This window comes from Pseudomonas sp. GL-R-26, from assembly GCF_019947365.1.
GTDB lineage: Bacteria > Pseudomonadota > Gammaproteobacteria > Pseudomonadales > Pseudomonadaceae > Aquipseudomonas.
In genome coordinates this window covers 42,549-67,567 of sequence record NZ_JAGYGI010000012.1, presented here as the reverse complement: position 1 = coordinate 67,567, position 25,019 = coordinate 42,549, and the positions used below count along the sequence as shown (strand labels likewise).

Below are 25,019 nucleotides of genomic sequence, written 5' to 3'. Positions count from 1 at the left end.
GCTCCTACAGGGGATCGCGGTGATTTGATAGACAACAAAAAGGCGCCTCTCGGCGCCTTTTTGTTTTGCCTCTGAACGTCAGGCCATCTCGGCCGTGGTCTCGAACTCGAAGGTCAGCTCGCCGTCCTTGATGTCGATGTGCACTACACCGCCATGTTCGGCCAGTTCGCCAAAGAGAATCTCCTCCGCCAGCGGACGCTTGATCTTGTCCTGGATCAGGCGAGCCATTGGGCGAGCACCCATCGCCGCGTCGTAGCCACCTTCGGCCAGCCAGTTGCGGGCTGCATCGGTGACTTCCAGCAACACACGCTTGTCTTCCAGCTGCGCCTGAAGCTCGGTAAGGAACTTGTCCACCACGCTCTTGATGACCTCATGACTGAGGCGACCAAACTGGATGATGGTGTCCAGACGGTTGCGGAATTCCGGCGTGAAGCTCTTCTTGATCACTTCCATCGCATCGGACGAGTGATCCTGATAGGTGAAACCGATCGAAGCGCGGGCTGCGGTCTCGGCACCGGCGTTGGTCGTCATGATGACGATCACGTTACGGAAATCCGCCTTGCGCCCGTTGTTATCGGTCAACGTACCGTGGTCCATCACCTGCAGCAGCAGGTTGAAGACTTCCGGATGCGCCTTCTCGATCTCGTCGAGCAACAGCACGCAGTGAGGCTGCTTGGTGATGGCTTCGGTGAGCAAACCGCCCTGATCGAACCCGACATAGCCTGGAGGTGCACCGATCAGACGCGATACGGTGTGGCGCTCCATGTACTCGGACATGTCGAAACGAATCAGCTCGACACCCAGGGCCTTGGCCAACTGACGCGCCGCTTCGGTTTTACCGACACCGGTAGGCCCTGCGAACAGGAACGAACCGACAGGCTTGTCAGGGGACTTGAGGCCGGCACGGGACAGCTTGATCGCGGTTGCCAGCGAGTCAATCGCGGCATCCTGACCGAACACGGTCAACTTCAGGTCACGCTCGAGGTTACGCAGCAGCTCCTTGTCGGAACTGGTGACGTGTTTTGGCGGAATCCGCGCGATTTTCGCGACGATGTCCTCGACTTGCGGCACTTCGATGCGCTTCACACGCTTCTCGACCGGTTGCAGGCGCTGGTAGGCACCCGCTTCGTCGATGACGTCGATGGCCTTGTCCGGCATATGACGGTCATTGATGTAACGCGAGGCCAGTTCGGCAGCCGCGCGCAGGGCTTCATCACTGTATTCGATGTTGTGGTGGCTTTCGAAACGCCCCTTCAGGCCGCGCAGAATGCCGATGGTGTCTTCCACCGAAGGTTCCGACACATCGACCTTCTGGAAGCGCCGGGCCAAAGCACGGTCCTTCTCGAAGATGCCGCGGAATTCCTGGAAGGTGGTCGAACCGATGCAACGGATATCACCCGAGGACAGCAGCGGCTTGAGCAGGTTCGAGGCATCCATGACGCCACCGGACGCGGCACCCGCACCAATGATGGTGTGGATCTCGTCGATGAACAGGATCGCCTGCGGACGCTTTTTCAGCTCATTGAGCAACGCCTTGAAGCGCTTCTCGAAATCGCCACGGTATTTGGTACCGGCCAGCAAGGCACCCAGGTCGAGGGAGTAAACCACGCTGTTGGCCAGCAGGTCCGGCACCTGGTTGTCGACAATGCGCTTGGCCAGGCCTTCGGCAATCGCGGTTTTACCCACGCCCGCCTCGCCCACCAGCAGCGGATTGTTCTTGCGGCGACGCGCCAGGATCTGCGCGACGCGCTCGACTTCCAGCTCACGACCTACCAACGGATCGATACGACCCTGACGCGCCAGTTCGTTGAGATTGCTGGCATAAGCATCCAGGGGATTGCCTGAAGAAGAAGACTCACCGCCCTCGTCGTCCTGCATATCTTGCTCACCTTCAGAGTGATCGCCATGCCCCGGCACTTTGGAAATGCCATGGGCGATGTAGTTGACGACATCTATACGGGCAACGCTCTGCTGTTTCAGCAGGAACACCGCCTGACTCTCTTGCTCACTGAAGATCGCGACCAGCACGTTGGCGCCAGTCACTTCGCGTTTGCCCGAGCTCTGTACGTGAAACACAGCACGTTGCAGTACACGCTGGAAGCCCAGGGTTGGCTGGGTTTCGCGATCCTCGTCATGCACGGGGATCAATGGCGTGGTGGAGTCGATGAACTCCTGCAGGTCATGCTTGAGTTTGTCGAGGTTTGCGCCGCACGCACGCAGAACGGTGGCGGCAGCCTCATTGTCCAATAGGGCCAGCAAGAGGTGTTCGACGGTCATGAACTCATGACGCTTCGAACGAGCTTCCTTGAAGGCAAGATTGAGGGTGACTTCGAGCTCGCGGTTTAACATAGCTTCACCTCATACCCAAGTGGTCGGCGATTAACCGTCCTTCTCGATTTCACAGAGTAGCGGATGCTGGCTTTCCCTGGCGTACTGGTTGACCTGCATGGCCTTGGTCTCAGCGATGTCGCGGGTAAACACTCCACATACTGCCCGCCCTTCTGTATGGACGGCCAGCATGACCTTGGTCGCCAGCTCGCGATTCAGGTTAAAAAACACCTCGAGCACTTCGACGACGAAATCCATCGGTGTGTAGTCATCATTGAACAAAACCACCTTGTACATCGGCGGCGCCTGTAGTGCAGGCTTTGCCTCCTGAACAGCAATGCCTGCGGAATCGTCGTCGTGTGAATCAGGGCGATCCTGATTGAATGTTAGTCGAATCTGGCTGATTGCATGCATGGAAAGAAAGGTTCGTCAGTTGTTCAAATACAGTGGTGGGGGCGGCTATCAGCGATTTCAACTCCGACTACCGGGTCAGCTTGACTATCGGCAAAAGGGTGTTACAACCAATAGAGCCCACAGTGGGTAAAAAAGGTCCGCGGAGTCAATCTTATTTACAGATTCGACTGCGGATGTACGGAATGATACTCCAGTGATGGAGTCTGTTGCAGAGGGAGTTGGGTATGTCAGGCGGCAAGGTCAGCGGCAAGGTCAAATGGTTCAACAATGCCAAGGGTTACGGTTTCATCATTGAGGACGGCAAGACAGAAGATCTGTTTGCCCACTACTCCGCCATCCAGATGGAAGGTTATAAAACCCTGAAAGCCGGGCAAGCTGTCGTATTCGACATCATCCAGGGCCCCAAAGGCCTACACGCGATCAACATCGGCAACCCGGTGGACGCCTCGAAAGCGACGGCATCCGCCCCGCAACAGACCGTTACCGTGTAAGCCCACACCGTCATCCCGCCATAAAAAAACCGCCTGACTCAAATACTTGAATCAGGCGGTTTTTGTGTGCCTGCGTTTTCTTACATGTGCGAGATCAGCGCATCGCCGAAGCCGGAAGACGACACCAGCTTGGCGCCTTCCATCAGGCGCTCGAAGTCATAGGTCACGGTCTTGGCGGAAATCGCGCCGTTGGTGCCCTTGATGATCAGGTCGGCCGCTTCGGTCCAGCCCATGTGGCGCAGCATCATTTCAGCGGACAGGATCAGCGAACCGGGGTTGACCTGGTCCTTGCCGGCGTACTTCGGTGCAGTACCGTGGGTGGCTTCGAACATGGCCACCGTGTCGGACAGGTTGGCGCCCGGCGCGATACCGATACCGCCCACTTCCGCCGCCAGGGCGTCGGAGAGGTAGTCGCCGTTCAGGTTCAGGGTCGCGATCACATCGTACTCGGCCGGGCGCAGCAGGATCTGCTGGAGCATGGCGTCCGCGATGGCATCCTTGACGATGACGTTCTTGCCGGTTTTCGGGTTCTTGAACTGCATCCACGGACCGCCGTCGAGCAGGGTCGCGCCGAACTCTTCAGCCGCCACTTCGTAGGCCCATTCCTTGAAGGCACCTTCGGTGAACTTCATGATGTTGCCTTTGTGCACGATGGTCAGCGAATCACGATCGTTGTCGACCACATATTGCAGGGCCTTGCGCGCCAGACGCTTGGTGCCCTGCAGGGACACCGGCTTGATGCCGATACCGCAATTCTCGTCGAAACGGATCTTGGTGACGCCCATTTCTTCTTTCAGGAACTTGATGACCTTGGTGGCTTCCGGCGTGCCGGCCTTCCACTCGATGCCCGCGTAGATGTCTTCGGAGTTCTCGCGGAAGATGGTCATGTCGACATCGCCTGGCTTCTTGACCGGGCTAGGCACGCCTTCGAACCAGCGCACCGGGCGCAGGCAGACGTACAGGTCGAGTTGCTGGCGCAGGGCCACGTTCAGGGAACGGATGCCGCCACCGACCGGAGTGGTCAGCGGGCCCTTGATGGAAACCACGTAATCCTTGACCGCGTCCAGGGTTTCCTGAGGCAGCCAGGTGTCCTGATCGTAAACCTGAGTCGCTTTTTCCCCGGCGTACACTTCCATCCAGGAAATCTTGCGCTCGCCACCGTAAGCCTTCTTAACAGCAGCATCGACAACCTTGATCATGACCGGGCTGATGTCGACACCAATGCCGTCGCCTTCGATGAAGGGGATGATCGGGTTATTAGGAACATTGAGAGAATGGTCTGCATTGACGGTGATTTTGTCGCCGACGGCTGGAACCTGAATCTTCTTGTAACCCATGCTGAACTCCATTGATTGGATTGAACATCTGGCTTGGTTCGAGCGTAACCCAGTTGAATCGGCGCGCAAACCCTATGTTCCATCCATCTGCCGCAAAGCCTTGCAACTCGTGCGCTACAAGCCTGAAAGCAAAGGGAAAAGCGCCAAAACCAAGCACGACGAATGACTCTACGCCCGACTTGCCCCTGCGACCTTTAGACCAATGGACGACATTCGTTGCGTATGAACCATCGGCAGATTGCCAGCTACCTATGTATAATGCCGCCGCTGACCACAGGGTCACGACGGTTGAAGTGCTCTACGACGAGACTTTCCGCCTGGCAGGCCGACCTGTTATCGCAGTCCGGCCACTTGACGCCCTACTGATGCACCCAACATCACAGCAACGAAACCTCGATATTCGGCTCATGGATGACTTTGAACGAACGCGCTTACCCGGCGCCCTCGAGTTTCTGCGCACGCTTTAGCAAAGAAGAGAGAGTTAATCCGAATATGCCCACCCGCTCGAAGATCATCTATACCTTCACCGACGAAGCTCCTGCCCTCGCCACCTATTCACTGTTGCCTATCGTAGAGGCGTTCACCGCCTCGGCTGATATCGCCGTTGAAACCCGCGATATCTCTCTTGCAGGGCGCATCCTGGCCAGCTTCCCCGAGCAACTGGGTGACAAAGCCGTAGCCGACCACCTCGCCGAACTGGGCGCCCTGGCCGTTACGCCTGAAGCCAACATCATCAAATTGCCGAACATCAGCGCTTCGGTTCCGCAACTGCAAGCCGCGATCAAAGAGCTGCAAGCTCAAGGCTTCGCACTGCCGGACTACCCTGAGACTGTCACCAGCGACGCCGACAAAGAAGCCAAGGCGCGCTACGACAAGATCAAGGGCAGCGCCGTAAACCCGGTCCTGCGTGAAGGCAACTCCGACCGCCGCGCGCCGTTGTCGGTCAAGAACTACGCACGCAAGCACCCGCACAAAATGGGCGCCTGGGCCAAGGACTCCAAGTCCCACATCGCGCACATGAGCACTGGCGATTTCTACGGCAGCGAAAAAGCCGCCCTGATCGACGCCGCTGACGCCGTGAAAATCGAACTGATCGCTCAAGACGGCACCGCTACCGTCCTGAAAGAAAAGACCAGCGTACAAGCCGGTGAGATCCTCGATTGCGCGGTACTGAGCAAAAACGCCCTGCGCAGCTTCATCGCGGCCGAAATCGAAGACGCCAAGGCACAAGGCGTGCTGCTGTCGGTTCACCTGAAAGCCACCATGATGAAGGTCTCCGACCCGATCATGTTCGGCCAGATCGTTGCCGAGTTCTATAAAGACGCACTGGCCAAGCACGCTGACGTGCTGGCACAGATCGGCTTCAACCTGAACAACGGCATCGGCGACCTGTACGCTCGCATCAAGGCTTTGCCTGCCGAGCAGCAAGCGCAGATCGAAGCTGACATCCAGGCGGTCTACGCCGTTCGCCCTTCCCTGGCGATGGTCAACTCCGACAAAGGCATCACTAACCTGCACGTGCCGAGCGACGTGATCGTCGACGCCTCGATGCCGGCAATGATCCGCGACTCCGGCAAGATGTGGGGCACCGACGGCCAGCTGCACGACACCAAGGCTGTGATCCCGGATCGCTGCTACGCCACCATCTACCAGGCTGTGATTGAAGATTGCAAAGCCAACGGTGCGTTCGATCCGACCACCATGGGCAGCGTGCCGAACGTTGGCCTGATGGCGAAGAAAGCCGAAGAGTACGGCTCGCACGACAAGACTTTCCAGATCAAGGCTGACGGCGTTGTTCGCGTCACCGACAGCAAGGGCAACCTGCTGATGGAACAGGCTGTCGAGGCCGGCGACATCTTCCGCATGTGCCAGGCCAAAGACGCGCCGATCCAGGACTGGGTCAAACTGGCCGTCAACCGTGCTCGCGCAAGCGCTACTCCAGCGATTTTCTGGCTGGACCCGATGCGCGCCCACGACGGCGTAGTGATCGAGAAAGTTCAGGCTTACCTGAAAGATCACGACACTGCCGGCCTGGACATCCAGATCATGGCGCCGGTCGACGCGATGAAGTACACCCTGCAGCGCACCCGCGATGGCAAGGACACCATTTCGGTGACCGGCAACGTACTGCGCGACTACCTGACCGACCTGTTCCCGATCATGGAGCTGGGCACCAGCGCCAAGATGCTGTCGATCGTACCGCTGATGAACGGCGGTGGCCTGTTCGAAACCGGCGCCGGCGGTTCGGCTCCGAAGCACGTTCAGCAGTTGCTGGAAGAAAACTTCCTGCGCTGGGATTCGCTGGGTGAATTCCTGGCCCTGGCCGCGTCCCTGGAACACCTGGGCGTGACCTACAACAATCCAAAGGCGCTGGTTCTGGCCAAGACCCTGGACCAGGCCACCGGCCAGTTCCTGGACAACAACAAGTCGCCATCGCGCAAAGTCGGCAACATCGACAACCGCGGCAGCCACTTCTACCTGGCGCTGTACTGGGCTCAAGCCCTGGCTGCCCAGACCGAAGACGCTGCACTGCAAGCGCAGTTCGCGACCCTGGCCAAGACCCTGACCGAGAACGAGGCGACCATCGTTGCCGAACTCAACGCCGTTCAGGGCAAGCCGGTGGACATCGGCGGTTACTACCATGCCGACGCCGAGCTGATCAGCAAGGCCATGCGCCCAAGCGCAACCTTCAACGCGGCAGTTGCTGCGCTGGTTTAAGGTTGTAAGGGAACATCACAAACCCCGGCCCTGTGCCGGGGTTTGTGTTTTCAGAATTCACACAAATCCATTGTAGGAGTGAGCCTGCTCGCGATAGCGTCATGTCAGCCAATATTGATGTCACTGACATACCGCCATCGCGAGCAGGCTCACTCCTACATTGGACTGCGTTTCAACTTTGGAATTTGAGGACATCTCATGGACTGGAAACCCCACATCACCGTCGCCACCATCGTCGAAGACAACGGCCGTTTCCTGATGGTCGAAGAGCACAAGGCCGGCCGCAACGTGCTCAACCAGCCCGCCGGTCATCTGGACCCGAATGAAACCCTGACCGAAGCCGCCGTGCGCGAAACCCTCGAGGAAACCGGCTGGGACGTCGAACCGACCGGCGTTCTGGGCATTTACCTCTACACCGCCCCGAGCAACGGCGTGACCTACCAGCGGGTCTGCTTCATCGCCAAACCACTGAAACACCACCCGGATTATCAACTGGATGACGGCATCGTCGGCGCCAAGTGGTTGACCCGCGAGGAATTAATCGAGCAGCGCGACAACTGGCGCAGCGAGCTGATCATCCGCTGCATCGACGACTATCTGGCAGGCATTCACTTCGGCCTCGAATTGATCCGTCCTTCTCTTTAGCCATGCAGGCTCCAGCCTGATAGAATCGCGTCCTTTTTCAAGACACTCATTGAATCCCTATGCGTGATCCAGCCCCTTCTGACACACAAAAGAAGCGCGTCATTGTCGGCATGTCCGGCGGCGTGGACTCTTCCGTTTCCGCCCTCCTGCTGATCGAGCAGGGTTATGAGGTGGAAGGCCTGTTCATGAAGAACTGGGAAGAAGACGATGGAACGGAATACTGCACCGCCATGGATGACCTGGCGGACGCCCAGGCCGTGTGCGACAAGATTGGCATCAAGCTGCACACCGCCAACTTCGCCGCCGAGTACTGGGACAACGTGTTCGAGCATTTCCTGGCCGAATACAAGGCCGGACGTACGCCGAACCCGGACATCCTGTGCAACCGCGAAATCAAGTTCAAGGCGTTCCTCGACTACGCCATGGTGCTCGGCGCCGACCTGATCGCAACCGGCCACTACGTGCGTCGCCGCGACATCGATGGCCGCACCGAACTGCTCAAGGGCCTGGACCCGAACAAGGACCAGAGCTACTTCCTGCACGCTGTCGGCGGCGAACAGATCGCCAAGACCCTGTTCCCGGTCGGCGAGCTGGAAAAACCGCAAGTGCGCGCCATTGCCGAGAAATACGAACTGGCGACCGCGAAGAAAAAGGACTCCACCGGAATCTGCTTTATCGGCGAGCGCCGCTTCAGCGACTTCCTCAAGCAGTACCTGCCGGCGCAACCGGGCGAGATCAAGACCACCGAAGGTGAAATCATCGGCCGCCACCACGGCCTGATGTACCACACCATCGGTCAGCGCCAGGGCCTGGGCATTGGCGGCCTGAAAGACGCCAGCGATGAGCCGTGGTACGTGCTGATCAAGGACCTGGAACACAACGAGCTGATCGTTGGCCAGGGCAATGATCACCCGTGGCTGTTCTCCCGCGCCCTGATCGCCTCGGACATCTACTGGGTCAACCCGGTCGATCTGAGCCAGCCACGCAAGCTGACCGCCAAGGTTCGTTATCGCCAGAGCGACCAACCGTGCACCCTGGAAAAAACCGCCACCGGTTATCGCGCGACCTTCGATGACCCGCAACGCGCGGTCACTCCAGGCCAGTCCGTGGTGTTCTACGACGGTGAAATCTGCCTCGGCGGCGGCGTGATTGAAGTAGCCGAGCCGTGGACGAGCAAGGGCCAGGCCCTATGAACCCGATTCAGGAGCAATTGACAGCACTGGGCGGCGTGTTTCTCGCCGCGGTGCTGGTGGACAGGATCGCCAAGACCGGCCAGACCAACGAGGCCGGCCTGACCTGCATGCTCGGCAGCCTGCTGATTCGCGACCCCAAGGACACTTTGGAAGTCTATGGCGGCGACGACATCAACCTGCGTGAAGGTTACCGTGCGCTGATCGGCGCCCTCGAACGCGACCCAAGTGCCCTGCAGCGCGAGCCGTTGCGTTATGCCCTGGCCATGCTCGGCCTTGAGCGTCAGCTGGCCAAGCGCAACGACATGCTCGACGTGATTGGCAAACGCCTGCCGCAGATTCAGTCCCAGGTCGAACACTTCGGCCCGGCCCACGAAAACGTGATCGCCGCCTGCGGCGCGCTGTATCAGGACACCCTGAGCACCCTGCGCCAACGCATCCAGGTACACGGTGACATGCGCAACCTGCAACAACCGAGCAACGCTTCGAAAATCCGCGCCCTGCTGCTGGCCGGCATTCGTTCGGCGCGCCTTTGGCGGCAATTGGGCGGTCATCGCTGGCAGCTGGTGATCAGCCGCCGCAAATTGCTCAAAGAGCTTTACCCCTTGATGCGTAACGAATAACCCGCATCAACAGAACAGAACTCAGCAATACGCGTAATACGCCGGTCAGTTGGCGACGGACCGGCGGATTTTTTCATGTATGATACGCGCCCCATTTCGTTGCCCGACTGTCCGAGAACACCCCATGCAGCTTTCTTCGCTCACTGCGGTTTCCCCTGTTGACGGCCGCTACGCCGGCAAAACCCAGGCCCTGCGCCCAATTTTCAGCGAGTACGGCCTGATCCGTGCCCGCGTTCTGGTTGAAGTGCGCTGGCTCCAGCGTCTGGCCGCTCACCCTGCCATCAGTGAAGTGCCGGCGTTCTCCGCCGAAGCCAACGCTGTGCTCAACACCCTGGCGGAAAACTTTTCTCTGGAGCACGCCGAGCGCGTCAAAGAGATCGAGCGCACCACCAACCACGACGTCAAGGCCATCGAATACCTGCTCAAAGAGCAAGCGGCCAAGCTGCCGGAACTGGCCAAGGTCAGCGAGTTCATCCACTTTGCCTGCACCAGCGAGGACATCAACAACCTGTCCCACGCCCTGATGCTGCGCGAAGGCCGTGATGACGTGATGCTGCCGCTGATGCGCCAGACCGCCAACGCCATCCGCGAACTGGCGATCCGTTTCGCCGACGTGCCGATGCTGTCGCGCACCCACGGTCAACCGGCCTCGCCGACCACCCTGGGCAAAGAACTGGCGAACGTGGTTTACCGTCTTGAGCGCCAGATCACCCAAGTCGCTGCCGTTCCGCTGCTGGGCAAGATCAACGGCGCTGTCGGCAACTACAACGCTCACCTGTCGGCCTACCCTGAGATCGACTGGGAAGCCAACGCCCGCGCTTTCATCGAAGACGAACTGGGCCTGGGCTTCAACCCGTACACCACGCAGATCGAACCGCACGACTACATCGCCGAGCTGTTCGACGCGATCGCCCGCTTCAACACCATCCTGATCGACTTCGACCGCGACATCTGGGGCTATATCTCCCTGGGTTATTTCAAACAGCGCACCATCGCTGGCGAAATCGGTTCGTCGACCATGCCGCACAAGGTCAACCCAATCGACTTCGAAAACTCCGAAGGCAACCTGGGTATCGCCAACGCACTGTTCCAGCACCTGGCGAGCAAACTGCCAATCTCCCGCTGGCAGCGCGACCTGACCGACTCCACCGTACTGCGCAACCTCGGTGTCGGCTTCGCCCACAGCGTGATCGCGTACGAAGCCAGCCTCAAGGGCATCAGCAAGCTTGAGCTCAACGAGCAGAAGATTGCCGCTGACCTGGACGCGTGCTGGGAAGTATTGGCCGAGCCGATCCAGACCGTGATGCGTCGCTACAACATCGAAAACCCGTACGAAAAGCTGAAAGAACTGACCCGCGGCAAGGGCATCAGCCCGCAAGCGCTGCAGACTTTCATCGACGGCCTGGACATGCCAGCCGCCGCCAAGGCCGAGCTGAAATTGCTCACCCCGGCCAACTACATCGGCAACGCTGTAGAACAAGCCAAGCGCATCTGATCGACCGCTAGACCCTTTTAAGACGCCCGGCCGCGCCGGGCGTTTTTATTCCCGTCTGAAAAGTGCATTTTTTCAATAGGTTACACATGAATCCTGATATTCCTCTTCAACTTCTGGGCGGCATCACGGCACGGGAATTCCTGCGCGACTACTGGCAGAAAAAGCCGCTGTTGATCCGTCAGGCGATTCCTGATTTCGAAAGCCCGATCGACGCCGACGAACTGGCCGGCCTGGCGCTGGAAGAAGAAGTCGAATCGCGACTGATCATCGAGAATGGCGAGCGTCCGTGGGAACTGCGTCGCGGCCCGTTCGCCGAAGATGAATTCAGCAAGCTGCCTGAGCGTGACTGGACCCTGCTGGTGCAAGCCGTGGATCAGTTCGTCCCGGAAGTCAGCGAACTGCTGGAAAATTTCCGCTTTCTGCCGAGCTGGCGCATCGACGACGTGATGATCAGCTACGCCGCGCCGGGTGGCAGCGTTGGTCCGCACTTCGACAACTACGACGTGTTCCTGCTGCAAGGCCACGGCAAGCGCAACTGGAAGATCGGCCAGATGTGCAACACCGAGAGCCCGATGCTGGCCCACGCCGACCTGCGCATCCTCTCCGAATTCGAAGCCACCGATGAATGGGTGCTGGAACCGGGCGACATGCTCTACCTGCCACCGCGCCTGGCCCATTGCGGCGTTGCCGTTGATGAATGCATGACCTACTCGGTCGGCTTCCGCGCACCGAGCGCAGCTGAAGTGCTGACCCACTTCACTGACTTCCTCAGCCAGTTCCTGTCGGACGAAGAACGCTACACCGACGCCGACGCCTTGCCGACTGCCGATCCTCACCAGATCCAGCGCGACGCACTCGACCGCCTCAAAGGCCTGCTGGCCGAACACATGAGCGACGAGCGCCTGCTGCTGACCTGGTTCGGCCAGTTCATGACCGAGCCACGCTACCCGGAACTGGTGGTGGGCCCGGAGGAGGTTGAAGAAGAGGACTTCATGTCCGCCCTGGAGCAAGGCGCGATCCTGGTTCGCAACCCGAGCGCACGCCTGGCGTGGTCTGAAGTCGATGACGACCTGCTGCTGTTCGCCAGCGGCCAGAGCCGTTACCTGCCAGGCAAGCTGCGCGAACTGCTGAAGATGATCTGCGCCGCCGACTCGCTGCACACCGACAACCTTGGCGACTGGCTGAGCGACGAAGACGGTCGCGGCCTGCTGTGCGAACTGGTCAAGCAAGGAAGCCTGGGGTTTGCCGATGAATAAGATTCACGTACGTGTCGCAGACTGGCAGAAGGACAACGCCGAGATCCGGCGCATTCGTGAGACGGTGTTCGTCGCCGAGCAATCCGTTCCGCCAGAACTGGAATGGGACGCCGATGACATTGATGCAGTGCATTTCCTCGCTTACGAAGGCGACTTTCCGATCGGCACCGCCCGCCTGCTGCCCGATGGGCACGTCGGCCGGGTGTCGGTACTCAAGGACTGGCGCGGCCTGAAAGTCGGCGATGCACTGATGCAAGCGGTCATCGGTGAAGCCGAAGAGCGCGGACTCAAGCAGCAGATGCTCAGCGCCCAGGTACAAGCCACGGCGTTCTATGAGCGCCTGGGCTTTCACATGGTCAGTGAGGAGTTCCTGGAAGCCGGGATTCCGCATGTGGACATGGTTCGCCATTCCGCTTGAGACCCTGTGGCGAGGGGGCTTGCCCCCGCTGGGTCGCGAAGCGGCCCTAAATTATTGGGGCTGCTGCGCAGCCCAGCGGGAGCAAGCCCCCTCGCCACAAAAGCTGCATGTAAACACCACAAAACGCCCCGCTATCTTCGGATGCCGGGGCGTTTTGCTGCCTACGATTCAACTAGCGCCACTCCAGGCCGACAAACTGGCACTATCATCAATTCAAGTTGGCGGAGATAACGGATATGTCCCTACGCACCCTGCTCAGCACCCTGCTGGTGGCCTGCAGTTTTTCGGTCATGGCAGCCACCGAAATCGTGCCCCTGAACTACCGCACCAGCGCCGACCTGCTGCCGGTGGCGCAAGATTTCATCGGCAAGGACGGACAGGTCAGCACCTACGGCAATCAACTCATCGTCAACGCCGATCAGCGCAAGATCGACGAACTTAAAGCCCTTCTTTCGCAACTCGACACCGCACCCAAGCGCCTGCTGATCACCGTCGATACCAGCGACAACAACTTCCAGGGTGACCAGAGTTATTCGGTGAACGGCGCCAAGCCAAGCCAGACCCGCATCATCAACTACAGCACCGATAGCCGCGACGGCGGTATTCAGCAAGTGCAGGCCAGCGAAGGCGCACCGGCACTGATCCAGGTCGGCCAGAGCGTGCCGATTACCAGCAGCCAGACTGATACCTACGGCGGTTACAGCAGCGAGACCCAATACCGCAACGTCACCCAGGGTTTCTATGTCACGGCAAACGTCACCGGCGACATCGTTCACCTGTCGATCAGCACCAACCGTGACCGCATGAGCCAGGAACGTCCCGATGTAGTGAACGTACAAAGCACCGACACAACCGTCACCGGCCACCTCGGTGAGTGGATCCTGCTGGCCGGGGTCAACGGCCAGACCCAGGCCGACAAACAGGGCCAGACCCGCAGCTACTCGACCCAGAGCCGCAACGACATGACATTGCGGGTGAAAGTCGACACCTTGGACTAAAGCACCAAAAACTGACTGACGAGTCGTATTAGACCAAAGATGTAGTGCCTTAAAAAAAGCACTACAAAACGTTTGACGAGCCAAAAAAGCAAAGGCATGATGGCCTCGCTCCCGCTAATCAGAGGCCCTGGCAAGGGCCTTCGAGGCGATGTTCGCACCTACCCCCGCGAACCGCTTCGTGTCTGTACCGCCCACAAGGTGTGTTTGACGAGGTTGTCGACTGGAACGAAGTTGTCCCGAGGGACGGAAGCGTAATAGGTAACCCGGCACCACACTGATGTTCGCACCAAGGCCCACGACGCCCGAATGCGCCCGCAGTTCGCCTTTACCTGCTCACTTCCCCTCGAGCCGATCGTTCATCCCGTCGCCCTCCCCGCCAAATCCGACTTGACCGCTTAAGCTTCTGGTCAGCGAGCGCAGGAATTTTCCACCGCAGAACAACTTTTCATAAAGACGCGACGAGGTTTATCTCCCATGGCACTGACACGCGAACAGCAAATTGCAGCCCTCGAAAAAGACTGGGCTGAAAACCCGCGCTGGAAAGGCGTGACACGCACTTACTCCGCTGCTGACGTCGTCCGTCTGCGTGGCTCGGTTCAACCTGAGCACACCTTTGCAAAAATGGGCGCCGAGAAGCTGTGGAACCTGGTTACCCAGGGTGCCAAGCCAGCCTTCCGTCCTGAGAAAGATTTCGTCAACTGCATGGGCGCCCTGACCGGCGGCCAGGCTGTACAACAAGTCAAGGCCGGCATCCAGGCGATCTACCTGTCGGGCTGGCAAGTGGCTGCGGACAACAACTCCGCCGAATCGATGTACCCGGACCAGTCGCTGTACCCGGTGGACTCGGTTCCAACCGTGGTCAAGCGCATCAACAACTCGTTCCGTCGTGCCGACCAGATCCAGTGGAAAGCCGGCAAGAACCCGGGCGACGCTGGCTACATCGACTACTTCGCGCCGATCGTGGCTGACGCTGAAGCCGGTTTCGGCGGCGTACTGAACGCTTACGAGCTGATGAAGAGCATGATCGAAGCAGGCGCCGCCGGCGTTCACTTCGAAGACCAGCTGGCTTCCGTGAAGAAATGCGGCCACATGGGCGGCAAGGTACTGGTTCCTACCCAAGAAGCCGTACAGAAGCTGACCGCTGCTCGCCTGGCTGCTGACGTTGCCGGTACTCCGACCATCATCCTGGCCCGTACCGACGCTAACGCCGCTGACCTGCTGACGTCCGACTGCGACCCGTACGACCAGCCATTCGTGACTGGCGAACGTACCCAGGAAGGCTTCTACAAAGTGCGCGCCGGTCTGGACCAGGCCATCGCTCGCGGCCTGGCCTACGCTCCTTACGCCGACCTGATCTGGTGCGAAACCGCCAAGCCGGACCTGGACGAGGCTCGTCGCTTCGCTGAAGCGATCAAGAAGGAATACCCGGACCAACTGCTGTCGTACAACTGCTCGCCTTCCTTCAACTGGAAGAAAAACCTGGACGACGCGACCATCGCCAAGTTCCAGCGCGAACTGTCCGCCATGGGCTACAAGCACCAGTTCATCACCCTGGCCGGCATTCACAACATGTGGCACAGCATGTTCAACCTGGCGCACGACTACGCCCGCAACGACATGACTGCCTACGTGAAGCTGCAAGAGCAGGAATTCGCTGACGCCGCCAAGGGTTACACCTTCGTGGCTCACCAGCAGGAAGTGGGCACCGGCTACTTCGACGACATGACCACCGTGATCCAGGGTGGCTCGTCCTCGGTAACCGCGCTGACCGGTTCGACTGAAGAAGAACAGTTCCACTGATCTGCTTCGCCTGAGACATCAGCCGATGCGGGCCGAATAGAAAGCTAACCGCAGCGCTGCACATCTGACGCCCCGACTGGTTCGGGGCGTTTTTTTGCCTGGGATTCAACAAACACTGCAAAACCCCTTGTAGGAGCGAGCCTGCTCGCGATGAGGCCGACACATCCAGCAGAGATGTCACCTGACAGACCGCTATCGCGAGCAGGCTCGCTCCTACAGGGGATGGTGGTGATCCGGAAAAACATTGATCCAGAGCGCCATCTCTGTCAGAAAAATCCGCTAAAACACGCCCCGCCGCTACTTGCTGTAACGCCCATATAAGACAACTTCCCGAGTATCCGAAGGACAAGCAGTTTAAAAACCACGCCAAACAATACTGATTATCATTTAGCAACAACTATGTTCGTTACATTCCCTACAAAACATAATTGACGAAATGCCGGCTAATGCCCAAGGCGCAAGGCCTGCGGGGTTTTTGAAGCGCGCTATGTCCTTATTCCTATAATAAATTTCGCTATAGGAATTTTACTTGCCGGGTGTTTAGCCATAAAATCAGCGGGATTGATTGCTGCGACATATCGTCACTGCTTTTGTTTCTTTTCAAGCTCAGAGACCCTTGCTCTCTGTTAAGGATTACCAGCATGCCCGAAGCGACAGGACTCATGGCCCACAACTGGGGCTTTGCCATTTTCCTTCTAGGCGTCGTCGGCCTCTGTGCCTTCATGCTGGGCGTCTCCAGCCTCCTTGGGTCAAAAGCCTGGGGCCGCAGCAAAAACGAACCGTTCGAGTCCGGCATGCTACCTACAGGTGGCGCCCGCTTGCGGCTCTCAGCCAAATTCTATCTGGTCGCGATGCTCTTCGTGATCTTCGATATCGAAGCCCTCTTTCTCTTTGCATGGTCTGTGTCCGTCCGCGAAAGCGGCTGGACCGGATTCGTCGAAGCTCTCGTTTTCATAGCAATTCTGTTGGCAGGCCTTGTCTACCTATTCCGAGTGGGCGCCCTTGACTGGGCTCCGGAAGCTCGGCGCAAGCGGCAAGCGAAGCTGAAACAATGAGGCTTTGGCAATGCAATACAATCTCACCAGGATCGACCCCGATGCTCCTAACGAGCAGTATCCGATTGGCCAGCGGGAAACCGTTTCCGATCCGTTAGAAGATCAAGTCCACAAAAACATTTTCATGGGCAAGCTAGAAGACGTGCTTAACGGCACGATCAACTGGGGGCGCAAGAACTCCCTGTGGCCGTATAACTTCGGTCTTTCGTGCTGCTACGTGGAAATGACCACCGCCTTCACGGCGCCCCACGACATCGCGCGCTTTGGCGCCGAGGTTATCCGGGCATCGCCGCGGCAGGCGGATTTCATGGTTATCGCCGGTACCTGCTTCATCAAGATGGCGCCGATCATTCAGCGTCTCTACGAGCAAATGCTCGAGCCTAAATGGGTCATCTCCATGGGTTCGTGCGCCAACTCCGGTGGCATGTACGACATCTACTCCGTCGTTCAAGGGGTGGACAAGTTCCTGCCCGTGGACGTCTACGTGCCTGGCTGCCCGCCCCGTCCTGAAGCTTTCCTGCAAGGCTTGATGCTGTTGCAGGAGTCGATTGGACAGGAGCGTCGCCCGCTTTCCTGGGTCGTCGGCGATCAAGGCGTCTATCGCGCCGAGATGCCTTCCGAGAAGGAAAAGCGCCGCGAACAGCGAATCGCAGTCACCAACCTGCGCAGCCCCGACGAAGTCTGATCCAGATCTGCTTCTTAAAAAGAACGAGAACCTGGCTTCATTCTTTACGTTGACCGAAAGCGATAAAATAACCATGACTACAGGCAGTGCTCTGTACATCCCGCCTTACAAGGCAGACGACCAGGATGTGGTCGTCGAACTGAACAACCGTTTTGGCCCGGAGGCGTTCACCGCCCAGCCAACCCGCACCGGCATGCCGGTGCTTTGGGTTGCCCGTGCCAAACTCGTCGAAGTCCTGACTTTCCTGCGTAACCTGCCCAAGCCGTACGTCATGCTCTATGACCTGCACGGCGTGGACGAGCGTCTGCGTACCAAGCGTCAAGGGCTGCCGAACGGCGTCGACTTCTCCGTGTTCTATCACTTGATGTCGATCGAACGTAATAGTGACGTAATGATCAAGGTCGCCTTGTCCGAGAGCGACCTCAGCCTGCCGACCGTCACCAGCATCTGGCCGAACGCCAACTGGTACGAGCGTGAAGTCTGGGACATGTTCGGCATCGACTTCAAAGGCCACCCTCACCTGTCGCGCATCATGATGCCGCCGACCTGGGAAGGTCACCCGCTGCGCAAGGACTTCCCGGCCCGCGCCACCGAGTTCGACCCGTTCACCCTGAACCTGGCCAAGCAGCAGCTCGAGGAAGAGTCCGCGCGCTTCAAGCCGGAAGACTGGGGCATGAAGCGTTCCGGCCCGAACGAGGACTACATGTTCCTCAACCTCGGCCCGAACCACCCGTCCGCGCACGGTGCGTTCCGCATCATCCTGCAGCTGGACGGTGAAGAAATCGTCGACTGCGTACCGGACGTCGGTTACCACCACCGTGGTGCCGAGAAGATGGCCGAGCGTCAGTCCTGGCACAGCTTCATCCCGTACACCGACCGTATCGACTACCTCGGCGGCGTGATGAACAACCTGCCGTACGTGCTCTCGGTCGAGAAGCTGGCCGGCATCAAGGTGCCGGAGAAGGTCGACGTCATCCGCATCATGATGGCCGAGTTCTTCCGGATCACCAGCCACCTGCTGTTCCTGGGTACCTACATCCAGGACGTCGGCGCCATGACCCCGGTGTTCTTCACCTTCACCGACCGCCAGCGCGCCTACACGGTGATCGAAGCCATTACCGGTTTCCGTCTGCACCCGGCCTGGTACCGCATCGGTGGAGTCGCCCACGACCTGCCGCGGGGCTGGGAAAAACTGGTTAAAGACTTCGTCGAGTGGATGCCAAAGCGTCTGGACGAATACCAGAAAGCCGCACTGGACAACAGCATCCTGCGTGGCCGGACCATCGGCGTCGCCGACTACAACACCAAAGAGGCCCTGGAATGGGGCGTCACCGGTGCCGGCCTGCGTTCGACCGGTTGCGATTTCGACCTGCGTAAAGCGCGTCCGTACTCGGGCTACGAGAACTTCGAATTCGAAGTGCCGCTGGCCGCCAATGGCGATGCCTACGACCGCTGCATCGTGCGTGTCGAGGAGATGCGCCAGAGCATCAGGATCATCGACCAGTGCCTGCGCAACATGCCGGAAGGCCCGTACAAGGCGGATCACCCGCTGACCACGCCGCCTCCGAAAGAGCGCACGCTGCAGCACATCGAAACCTTGATCACGCACTTCCTGCAGGTTTCGTGGGGCCCGGTCATGCCGGCCAACGAATCCTTCCAGATGATCGAAGCGACCAAGGGCATCAACAGTTATTACCTGACGAGCGATGGCGGCACCATGAGCTACCGCACCCGGATTCGCACCCCAAGCTTCCCGCACCTGCAGCAGATCCCTTCGGTGATCAAAGGCAGCATGGTCGCGGACTTGATTGCGTACCTGGGTAGTATCGATTTCGTTATGGCCGACGTGGACCGCTAAGCATGAACAGCACGCTTATCCAGACAGACCGTTTCACCTTGAGTGAAACCGAGCGCTCGGCCATCGAGCACGAGTTGCATCACTACGAAGACCCGCGCGCGGCGTCGATCGAAGCCCTGAAGATCGTCCAGAAGGAACGTGGCTGGGTGCCGGACGGCGCTCTGTACGCCATCGGCGAGATCCTCGGCATCCCGGCCAGCGACGTTGAAGGCGTGGCGACTTTCTATAGCCAGATCTTCCGTCAGCCGGTCGGTCGTCACATCATTCGCGTCTGCGACAGCATGGTCTGCTACATCGGCGGCCACGAGTCCGTGGTCAGCGAAATCCAGAGCAAGCTGGGCATCGGCCTGGGTCAGACCACCGCCGACGGTCGTTTCACCCTGCTGCCGGTCTGCTGCCTCGGCAACTGCGACAAGGCGCCGGCGTTGATGATCGACGACGACACTTTCGGTGATGTGCAGCCAGCAGGCGTTGCCAATTTGCTCGAGGGCTACGTATGACCCTGACTTCTTTCGGTCCGGCCAACCTCATCAAGCGTTCGGCCGAGACTCACCCGCTGACCTGGCGCCTGCGTGACGACGGCGAAGCCGTATGGCTCGACGAGTACCAGGCCAAGAACGGTTACGCCGCTGCGCGCAAGGCCTTCGCCGACATGGCTCAGGACGACATCGTCCAGACCGTGAAAGACTCCGGCCTCAAGGGTCGCGGCGGTGCTGGCTTCCCCACTGGTGTTAAGTGGGGCCTGATGCCAAAGGACGAATCCATCAACATCCGCTACCTGCTGTGCAACGCGGATGAAATGGAGCCCAACACCTGGAAAGACCGCATGCTGATGGAGCAACTGCCCCATCTGCTGATCGAAGGCATGCTGATCAGTGCCCGCGCGCTGAAAACCTACCGTGGCTACATCTTCCTGCGTGGCGAGTACACCACCGCCGCCAAGCACTTGAACCGTGCCGTGGAAGAAGCCAAGGCAGCCGGCCTGCTGGGCAAGAACATCCTGGGCTCGGGTTTTGATTTCGAGCTGTTCGTCCACACCGGCGCCGGGCGTTACATCTGCGGTGAAGAAACCGCGCTGATCAACTCCCTCGAAGGCCGCCGCGCCAACCCGCGCTCCAAGCCGCCCTTCCCTGCCGCCGTTGGCGTATGGGGCAAGCCGACTTGCGTGAACAACGTCGAGACCCTGTGCAACGTGCCGGCGATCATCGCTGACGGCGTGGACTGGTACAAATCGTTGGCCCGCGAAGGCAGCGAAGACATGGGCACCAAGCTCATGGGCTTCTCCGGCAAGGTCAAGAACCCTGGCCTGTGGGAACTGCCGTTCGGCGTTACCGGTCGCGAGCTGTTCGAAGACTACGCCGGCGGCATGCGCGACGGTTACAAGCTCAAGTGCTGGCAGCCTGGCGGCGCCGGTACCGGCTTCCTGTTGCCGGAACACCTGGACGCACAAATGTACGCCGGCGGCATCGCCAAAGTGGGCACCCGCATGGGTACCGGCCTGGCCATGGCGGTGGACGACAGCGTCAACATGGTGTCCCTGCTGCGCAACATGGAGCAGTTCTTCGCTCGCGAGTCCTGTGGCTTCTGCACCCCGTGCCGCGATGGCTTGCCATGGAGCGTCAAGCTCCTGATGGCCATCGAGAACGGCGAAGGCCAGACAGGCGACATCGAGACCCTGCTGGGTCTGGTCGGCTTCCTCGGCCCTGGCAAGACCTTCTGTGCTCACGCACCGGGCGCCGTGGAGCCGTTGGGCAGCGCAATCAAATACTTCCGTCCAGAGTTCGAAGCCGGTATCGCGCCTGTCAGCGCCGCCGTCCCGCCTCTGGCAAGGCCGATCGTAGTCGGCGCGTAAACGCTTAAAAAAGGCGAAGGGTCCGTGCCCTTCGCTTTTCGTGTGATGACGCCGTAAGCGGCTGTGTTGATTCACGCGGATAACAAGATTCCATTAGCCACGCCCGCTGACACCGGGCCAACGAAGAACTTTGAACCATGGCCACTATCCACGTAGACGGCAAAGAGCTCGAAGTCGATGGGGCAGACAACCTGTTACAGGCATGTCTGTCGCTAGGCCTCGATATCCCTTATTTCTGCTGGCACCCTGCCCTTGGCAGCGTTGGCGCTTGCCGCCAGTGCGCGGTCAAGCAGTACACCGACGAGAACGACACCCGTGGTCGTATCGTCATGTCCTGCATGACCCCTGCCACCGACGGCACCTGGATCTCCATCGAAGATGAAGAATCCAAGGCCTTCCGCGCCAGTGTTGTTGAATGGTTGATGACCAACCACCCTCACGACTGCCCGGTCTGTGAAGAAGGCGGTCACTGCCACCTGCAAGACATGACGGTAATGACCGGCCACAACGAGCGCCGTTACCGCTTCACCAAGCGTACCCACCAGAACCAGCAACTGGGCCCGTTCATTTCCCACGAGATGAACCGCTGCATCGCTTGCTACCGCTGCGTGCGCTTCTATAAAGACTACGCTGGCGGCACCGACCTGGGTGTGTTCGGCGCCCACGACAACGTGTACTTCGGTCGCGTTGAAGACGGCACCCTGGAAAGCGAGTTCTCCGGCAACCTCACCGAGGTCTGCCCGACCGGTGTGTTCACCGACAAGACTCACTCCGAACGCTACAACCGCAAGTGGGACATGCAGTTCTCGCCGAGCATCTGCCATGGCTGCTCCAGCGGTTGCAATATCTCCCCGGGCGAGCGTTACGGCGAACTGCGTCGCATCGAAAACCGTTTCAACGGTTCGGTGAACCAGTACTTCCTGTGCGACCGTGGCCGTTTCGGCTACGGCTACGTCAACCGCGAAGACCGCCCGCGTCAGCCATTGCTGGCCAACGGCACCAAACTGAGCCTCGACGAAGCACTGGATAAAGCCGCCGACCTGCTGCGCGGCCGCAACATCGTCGGTATCGGTTCGCCACGTGCCAGCCTCGAAAGCAACTACGCGTTGCGCGAACTGGTGGGCGCCGAGCACTTCTACTCCGGTATCGAAGCTGCCGAGCTGGAGCGCATTCGCCTGGTCCTGCAAGTGCTTAAAGACAGCCCGCTGCCAGTGCCGAACATGCGTGACATCGAAGACCACGACGCCGTGTTCGTCCTCGGTGAAGACCTGACCCAGACTGCTGCGCGCATGGCCCTGTCCCTGCGTCAATCGGTCAAGGGCAAGGCCGAAGACATGGCCGACGCCATGCGCGTCCAGCCTTGGCTCGACGCCGCGGTGAAGAACATCGGTCAGCACGCGCTGAACCCGCTGTTCATCGCAAGCCTGGCTGAAACCAAGCTCGACGACATCGCCGAAGAGTGCGTTCACGCCGCTCCAGACGACCTGGCCCGCATCGGTTTCGCCGTGGCTCACGCCCTCGACGCCAGCGCACCAGCCGTTGAAGGCCTGGACGCTGAAGCCCTCGAACTGGCCAAGCGCATCGCCGATGCCCTGCTCGCCGCCAAGCGCCCACTGATCATCGCCGGTACTTCCCTGGGCTCCAAAGCCCTGATCGAAGCCGCCGCGAACATCGCCAAGGCTCTGAAGCTGCGCGAGAAGAACGGTTCCATCAGCCTGATCGTGCCAGAGGCCAACAGCCTCGGCCTGGCCATGCTCGGTGGCGAATCGGTCGACGCCGCGCTGCAAGCGGTGATCGACGGTAAGGCCGACGCCATCGTCGTGCTGGAAAACGATCTGTACACCCGTACCGACAAGGCCCGTGTCGATGCTGCCCTGACCGCCGCCAAAGTGCTGATCGTCGCCGACCATCAGAAGACTGCCACCAGCGATCGCGCGCAGCTGGTCCTGCCAGCCGCCAGCTTCGCTGAAGGCGACGGCACCCTGGTCAGCCAGGAAGGCCGCGCCCAGCGCTTCTTCCAGGTTTTCGATCCGAAGTACATGGACGCGAGCATCCTGGTTCACGAAGGCTGGCGCTGGCTGCATGCCCTGCGCGCAACCCTGTTGAACCAGCCGATTGACTGGACCCAACTGGACCACGCCACCGCCGCCGTCGCTTCCAGCACCTCGATCCTGAACCGCATCGTCGATGCCGCACCGTCCGCCGCGTTCCGCATCAAGGGCATGAAACTGGCCCGTGAACCGCTGCGTTACTCCGGTCGTACCGCCATGCGCGCCGACATCAGCGTGCACGAACCGCGTACCCCGCAGGACAAGGACACCGCGTTCGCCTTCTCGATGGAAGGTTACTCGGGCTCGGCCGAACCGCGTCAGCAAGTGCCATTCGCCTGGTCTCCGGGCTGGAACTCGCCGCAAGCCTGGAACAAGTTCCAGGACGAAGTCGGTGGTCACATCCGCGCTGGCGACCCGGGCACCCGCCTGATCGAAAGCGCCGGTGACTCGCTGAACTGGTTCGCCAGCGTTCCGCGCGCGTTCAACCCTGCTCCAGGTACCTGGCAGGTTGTGCCGTTCTTCCACCTGTTCGGCAGCGAAGAGAACTCTTCGAAAGCCGCTCCGGTTCAGGAACGCATTCCGGCTGCTTATGTTGCTCTGGCCAAGTCCGAAGCCGACCGCCTGGGTGTCAACGACGGCGCCATGCTGAGCTTGAACGTCGCTGGTCAGACCCTGCGTCTGCCGCTGCGCATCAATGAAGAGCTGGGCGCTGGTCTGGTGGCACTGCCTGCGGGCATCGCCGGCATTCCGCCAGCGATCGCAGGCTTTTCCGTTGACGGTCTGCAGGAGGCAGCTCAATGACCTTGTTCACTCCTGAAGTGATCGACATCATCATCGCGGTCCTCAAGGCCGTGGTGATTCTGCTCGCCGTAGTGGTTTGCGGCGCCCTGCTGAGCTGGGTCGAGCGTCGTCTGCTCGCCCTCTGGCAGGACCGTTACGGTCCGAACCGAGTCGGTCCGTTCGGCGCGTTCCAGATCGCCGCCGACATGATCAAGATGTTTTTCAAGGAAGACTGGACCCCGCCGTTCGCCGACAAAGTGATCTTCACTTTGGCGCCGGTCGTGGCCATGAGCGCCTTGCTGATTGCCTTTGCAATCATCCCGATCACCCCGACATGGGGTGTCGCGGACATCAACATCGGCATCCTGTTCTTCTTCGCCATGGCGGGTCTGTCGGTCTACGCGGTGCTGTTCGCCGGCTGGTCGAGCAACAACAAGTTCGCCCTGTTGGGCAGCTTGCGGGCCTCGGCACAAACCGTGTCGTACGAAGTGTTCATGGGCCTGTCGCTGATGGGCATCGTGATCCAGGTCGGCTCGTTCAACATGCGCGACATCGTTGAATATCAAGCGCAGAACCTGTGGTTCGTCATTCCGCAGATCTTCGGTTTCCTGACCTTCTTCATCGCTGGCGTCGCCGTGACTCACCGTCACCCGTTCGACCAGCCGGAAGCGGAGCAGGAACTGGCCGACGGTTACCACATTGAATACGCCGGCATGAAATGGGGCATGTTCTTCGTCGGCGAGTACATCGGCATCGTGTTGATTTCGGCGCTGCTGGTGACCTTGTTCTTCGGTGGCTGGCACGGTCCGTTTGGCATCCTGCCGCAGATCCCGTTCATCTGGTTCGCGTTGAAAACCGCGTTCTTCATCATGTTCTTCATCCTGCTGCGCGCCTCGATTCCGCGCCCACGGTATGACCAAGTGATGGATTTCAGCTGGAAGTTCTGCCTGCCGCTGACCCTCGTCAACATGCTGGTGACCGCTGCGATCGTGTTGCTCAACACGCCCGCCGTCGCGGCTCAGTGA

The 25,019-nt window shown here is 59.7% G+C and carries 21 protein-coding genes; 18 read left to right on the top strand and 3 right to left on the bottom strand.

The genetic code is table 11. The annotated features are described in order from the left end of the window. Positions 1 to 78 precede the first annotated feature (78 nt). Positions 79 to 2,349 carry an ATP-dependent Clp protease ATP-binding subunit ClpA gene (gene clpA / locus KGA96_RS14370; RefSeq protein WP_056723817.1) on the bottom strand — a complete coding sequence of 757 codons (2,271 nt, stop codon included), beginning with the start codon at positions 2,347 to 2,349 and terminating at the stop codon, positions 79 to 81. Between the two features lie 30 nt (positions 2,350 to 2,379). Beyond that, entirely contained in the window at positions 2,380 to 2,742 is a 363-nt protein-coding gene (gene clpS / locus KGA96_RS14365) for an ATP-dependent Clp protease adapter ClpS (protein WP_046032480.1), read from the bottom strand. Between the two features lie 224 nt (positions 2,743 to 2,966). On the opposite strand from clpS, the gene cspD reads away from it, so the two are divergent. Next, complete coding sequence (gene cspD / locus KGA96_RS14360; protein WP_223513297.1) at positions 2,967 to 3,233, top strand: cold shock domain-containing protein CspD; 267 nt, start codon at positions 2,967 to 2,969, stop codon at positions 3,231 to 3,233. An 80-nt stretch (positions 3,234 to 3,313) separates the two neighbouring features. On the opposite strand, the gene icd is transcribed toward cspD, so the two are convergent. After that, on the bottom strand, positions 3,314 to 4,570 hold the full coding sequence (gene icd / locus KGA96_RS14355) for an NADP-dependent isocitrate dehydrogenase (protein WP_046037857.1): 1,257 nt from the start codon (positions 4,568 to 4,570) through the stop codon (positions 3,314 to 3,316). Between icd and KGA96_RS14350 the strand changes: the two genes are divergently transcribed. The 17 genes from KGA96_RS14350 (at position 4,569) to nuoH (ending at position 25,019) form a co-directional block, all read left to right on the top strand. Then, positions 4,569 to 4,736 carry a hypothetical protein gene (locus KGA96_RS14350; protein ID WP_185754733.1) on the top strand — a complete coding sequence of 56 codons (168 nt, stop codon included), beginning with the start codon at positions 4,569 to 4,571 and terminating at the stop codon, positions 4,734 to 4,736. The two genes, icd and KGA96_RS14350, sit on opposite strands and share 2 nt — an antisense overlap. Positions 4,737 to 5,062: 326 nt before the next feature. Continuing rightward, complete coding sequence (locus KGA96_RS14345) at positions 5,063 to 7,288, top strand: NADP-dependent isocitrate dehydrogenase (protein WP_046037854.1); 2,226 nt, start codon at positions 5,063 to 5,065, stop codon at positions 7,286 to 7,288. Positions 7,289 to 7,486: 198 nt separating this feature from the next. Beyond that, the gene (locus tag KGA96_RS14340; protein ID WP_046037853.1) at positions 7,487 to 7,933 is read left to right on the top strand and encodes an NUDIX hydrolase; all 447 of its coding nucleotides are present in this window, start codon (positions 7,487 to 7,489) and stop codon (positions 7,931 to 7,933) included. Positions 7,934 to 7,992: 59 nt separating this feature from the next. Continuing rightward, on the top strand, positions 7,993 to 9,126 hold the full coding sequence (gene mnmA / locus KGA96_RS14335) for a tRNA 2-thiouridine(34) synthase MnmA (protein WP_046037851.1): 1,134 nt from the start codon (positions 7,993 to 7,995) through the stop codon (positions 9,124 to 9,126). Beyond that, complete coding sequence (gene hflD / locus KGA96_RS14330) at positions 9,123 to 9,746, top strand: high frequency lysogenization protein HflD (protein WP_046037849.1); 624 nt, start codon at positions 9,123 to 9,125, stop codon at positions 9,744 to 9,746. The genes mnmA and hflD overlap by 4 nt, the downstream gene beginning before the upstream one ends. A gap of 124 nt (positions 9,747 to 9,870) precedes the next feature. Next, positions 9,871 to 11,241 carry an adenylosuccinate lyase gene (gene purB, locus KGA96_RS14325; protein WP_046037847.1) on the top strand — a complete coding sequence of 457 codons (1,371 nt, stop codon included), beginning with the start codon at positions 9,871 to 9,873 and terminating at the stop codon, positions 11,239 to 11,241. Between the two features lie 86 nt (positions 11,242 to 11,327). Further along, positions 11,328 to 12,497, top strand: a complete 1,170-nt coding sequence (locus KGA96_RS14320) for a cupin domain-containing protein (RefSeq protein WP_223464545.1) — start codon at positions 11,328 to 11,330, stop codon at positions 12,495 to 12,497. Further along, entirely contained in the window at positions 12,490 to 12,915 is a 426-nt protein-coding gene (locus tag KGA96_RS14315) for a GNAT family N-acetyltransferase (RefSeq protein ID WP_032829897.1), read from the top strand. The genes KGA96_RS14320 and KGA96_RS14315 overlap by 8 nt, the downstream gene beginning before the upstream one ends. A gap of 236 nt (positions 12,916 to 13,151) precedes the next feature. Then, positions 13,152 to 13,913 carry a secretin N-terminal domain-containing protein gene (locus KGA96_RS14310; RefSeq protein WP_046037845.1) on the top strand — a complete coding sequence of 254 codons (762 nt, stop codon included), beginning with the start codon at positions 13,152 to 13,154 and terminating at the stop codon, positions 13,911 to 13,913. A gap of 474 nt (positions 13,914 to 14,387) precedes the next feature. Further along, complete coding sequence (gene aceA, locus KGA96_RS14305; protein WP_007970439.1) at positions 14,388 to 15,713, top strand: isocitrate lyase; 1,326 nt, start codon at positions 14,388 to 14,390, stop codon at positions 15,711 to 15,713. 641 nt (positions 15,714 to 16,354) lie between these two features. Further along, on the top strand, positions 16,355 to 16,768 hold the full coding sequence (locus KGA96_RS14300; RefSeq protein WP_003223812.1) for an NADH-quinone oxidoreductase subunit A: 414 nt from the start codon (positions 16,355 to 16,357) through the stop codon (positions 16,766 to 16,768). Between the two features lie 10 nt (positions 16,769 to 16,778). After that, on the top strand, positions 16,779 to 17,453 hold the full coding sequence (locus KGA96_RS14295; RefSeq protein ID WP_046037844.1) for a NuoB/complex I 20 kDa subunit family protein: 675 nt from the start codon (positions 16,779 to 16,781) through the stop codon (positions 17,451 to 17,453). Positions 17,454 to 17,526: 73 nt separating this feature from the next. After that, a complete protein-coding gene (nuoC, locus tag KGA96_RS14290; protein WP_007981273.1) occupies positions 17,527 to 19,311 on the top strand; it encodes an NADH-quinone oxidoreductase subunit C/D in 1,785 nt (594 codons plus the stop codon). Positions 19,312 to 19,313: 2 nt separating this feature from the next. Continuing rightward, positions 19,314 to 19,811, top strand: coding sequence for an NADH-quinone oxidoreductase subunit NuoE (gene nuoE, locus KGA96_RS14285; protein ID WP_046037843.1), 498 nt, complete (start codon positions 19,314 to 19,316; stop codon positions 19,809 to 19,811). Further along, on the top strand, positions 19,808 to 21,163 hold the full coding sequence (nuoF, locus tag KGA96_RS14280) for an NADH-quinone oxidoreductase subunit NuoF (RefSeq protein WP_046037841.1): 1,356 nt from the start codon (positions 19,808 to 19,810) through the stop codon (positions 21,161 to 21,163). Before nuoE ends, nuoF begins: the two co-directional genes overlap by 4 nt. Before the next feature lie 137 nt (positions 21,164 to 21,300). Beyond that, on the top strand, positions 21,301 to 24,015 hold the full coding sequence (gene nuoG, locus KGA96_RS14275; protein WP_046037840.1) for an NADH-quinone oxidoreductase subunit NuoG: 2,715 nt from the start codon (positions 21,301 to 21,303) through the stop codon (positions 24,013 to 24,015). Then, the gene (gene nuoH, locus KGA96_RS14270; RefSeq protein ID WP_046037838.1) at positions 24,012 to 25,019 is read left to right on the top strand and encodes an NADH-quinone oxidoreductase subunit NuoH; all 1,008 of its coding nucleotides are present in this window, start codon (positions 24,012 to 24,014) and stop codon (positions 25,017 to 25,019) included. The genes nuoG and nuoH overlap by 4 nt, the downstream gene beginning before the upstream one ends.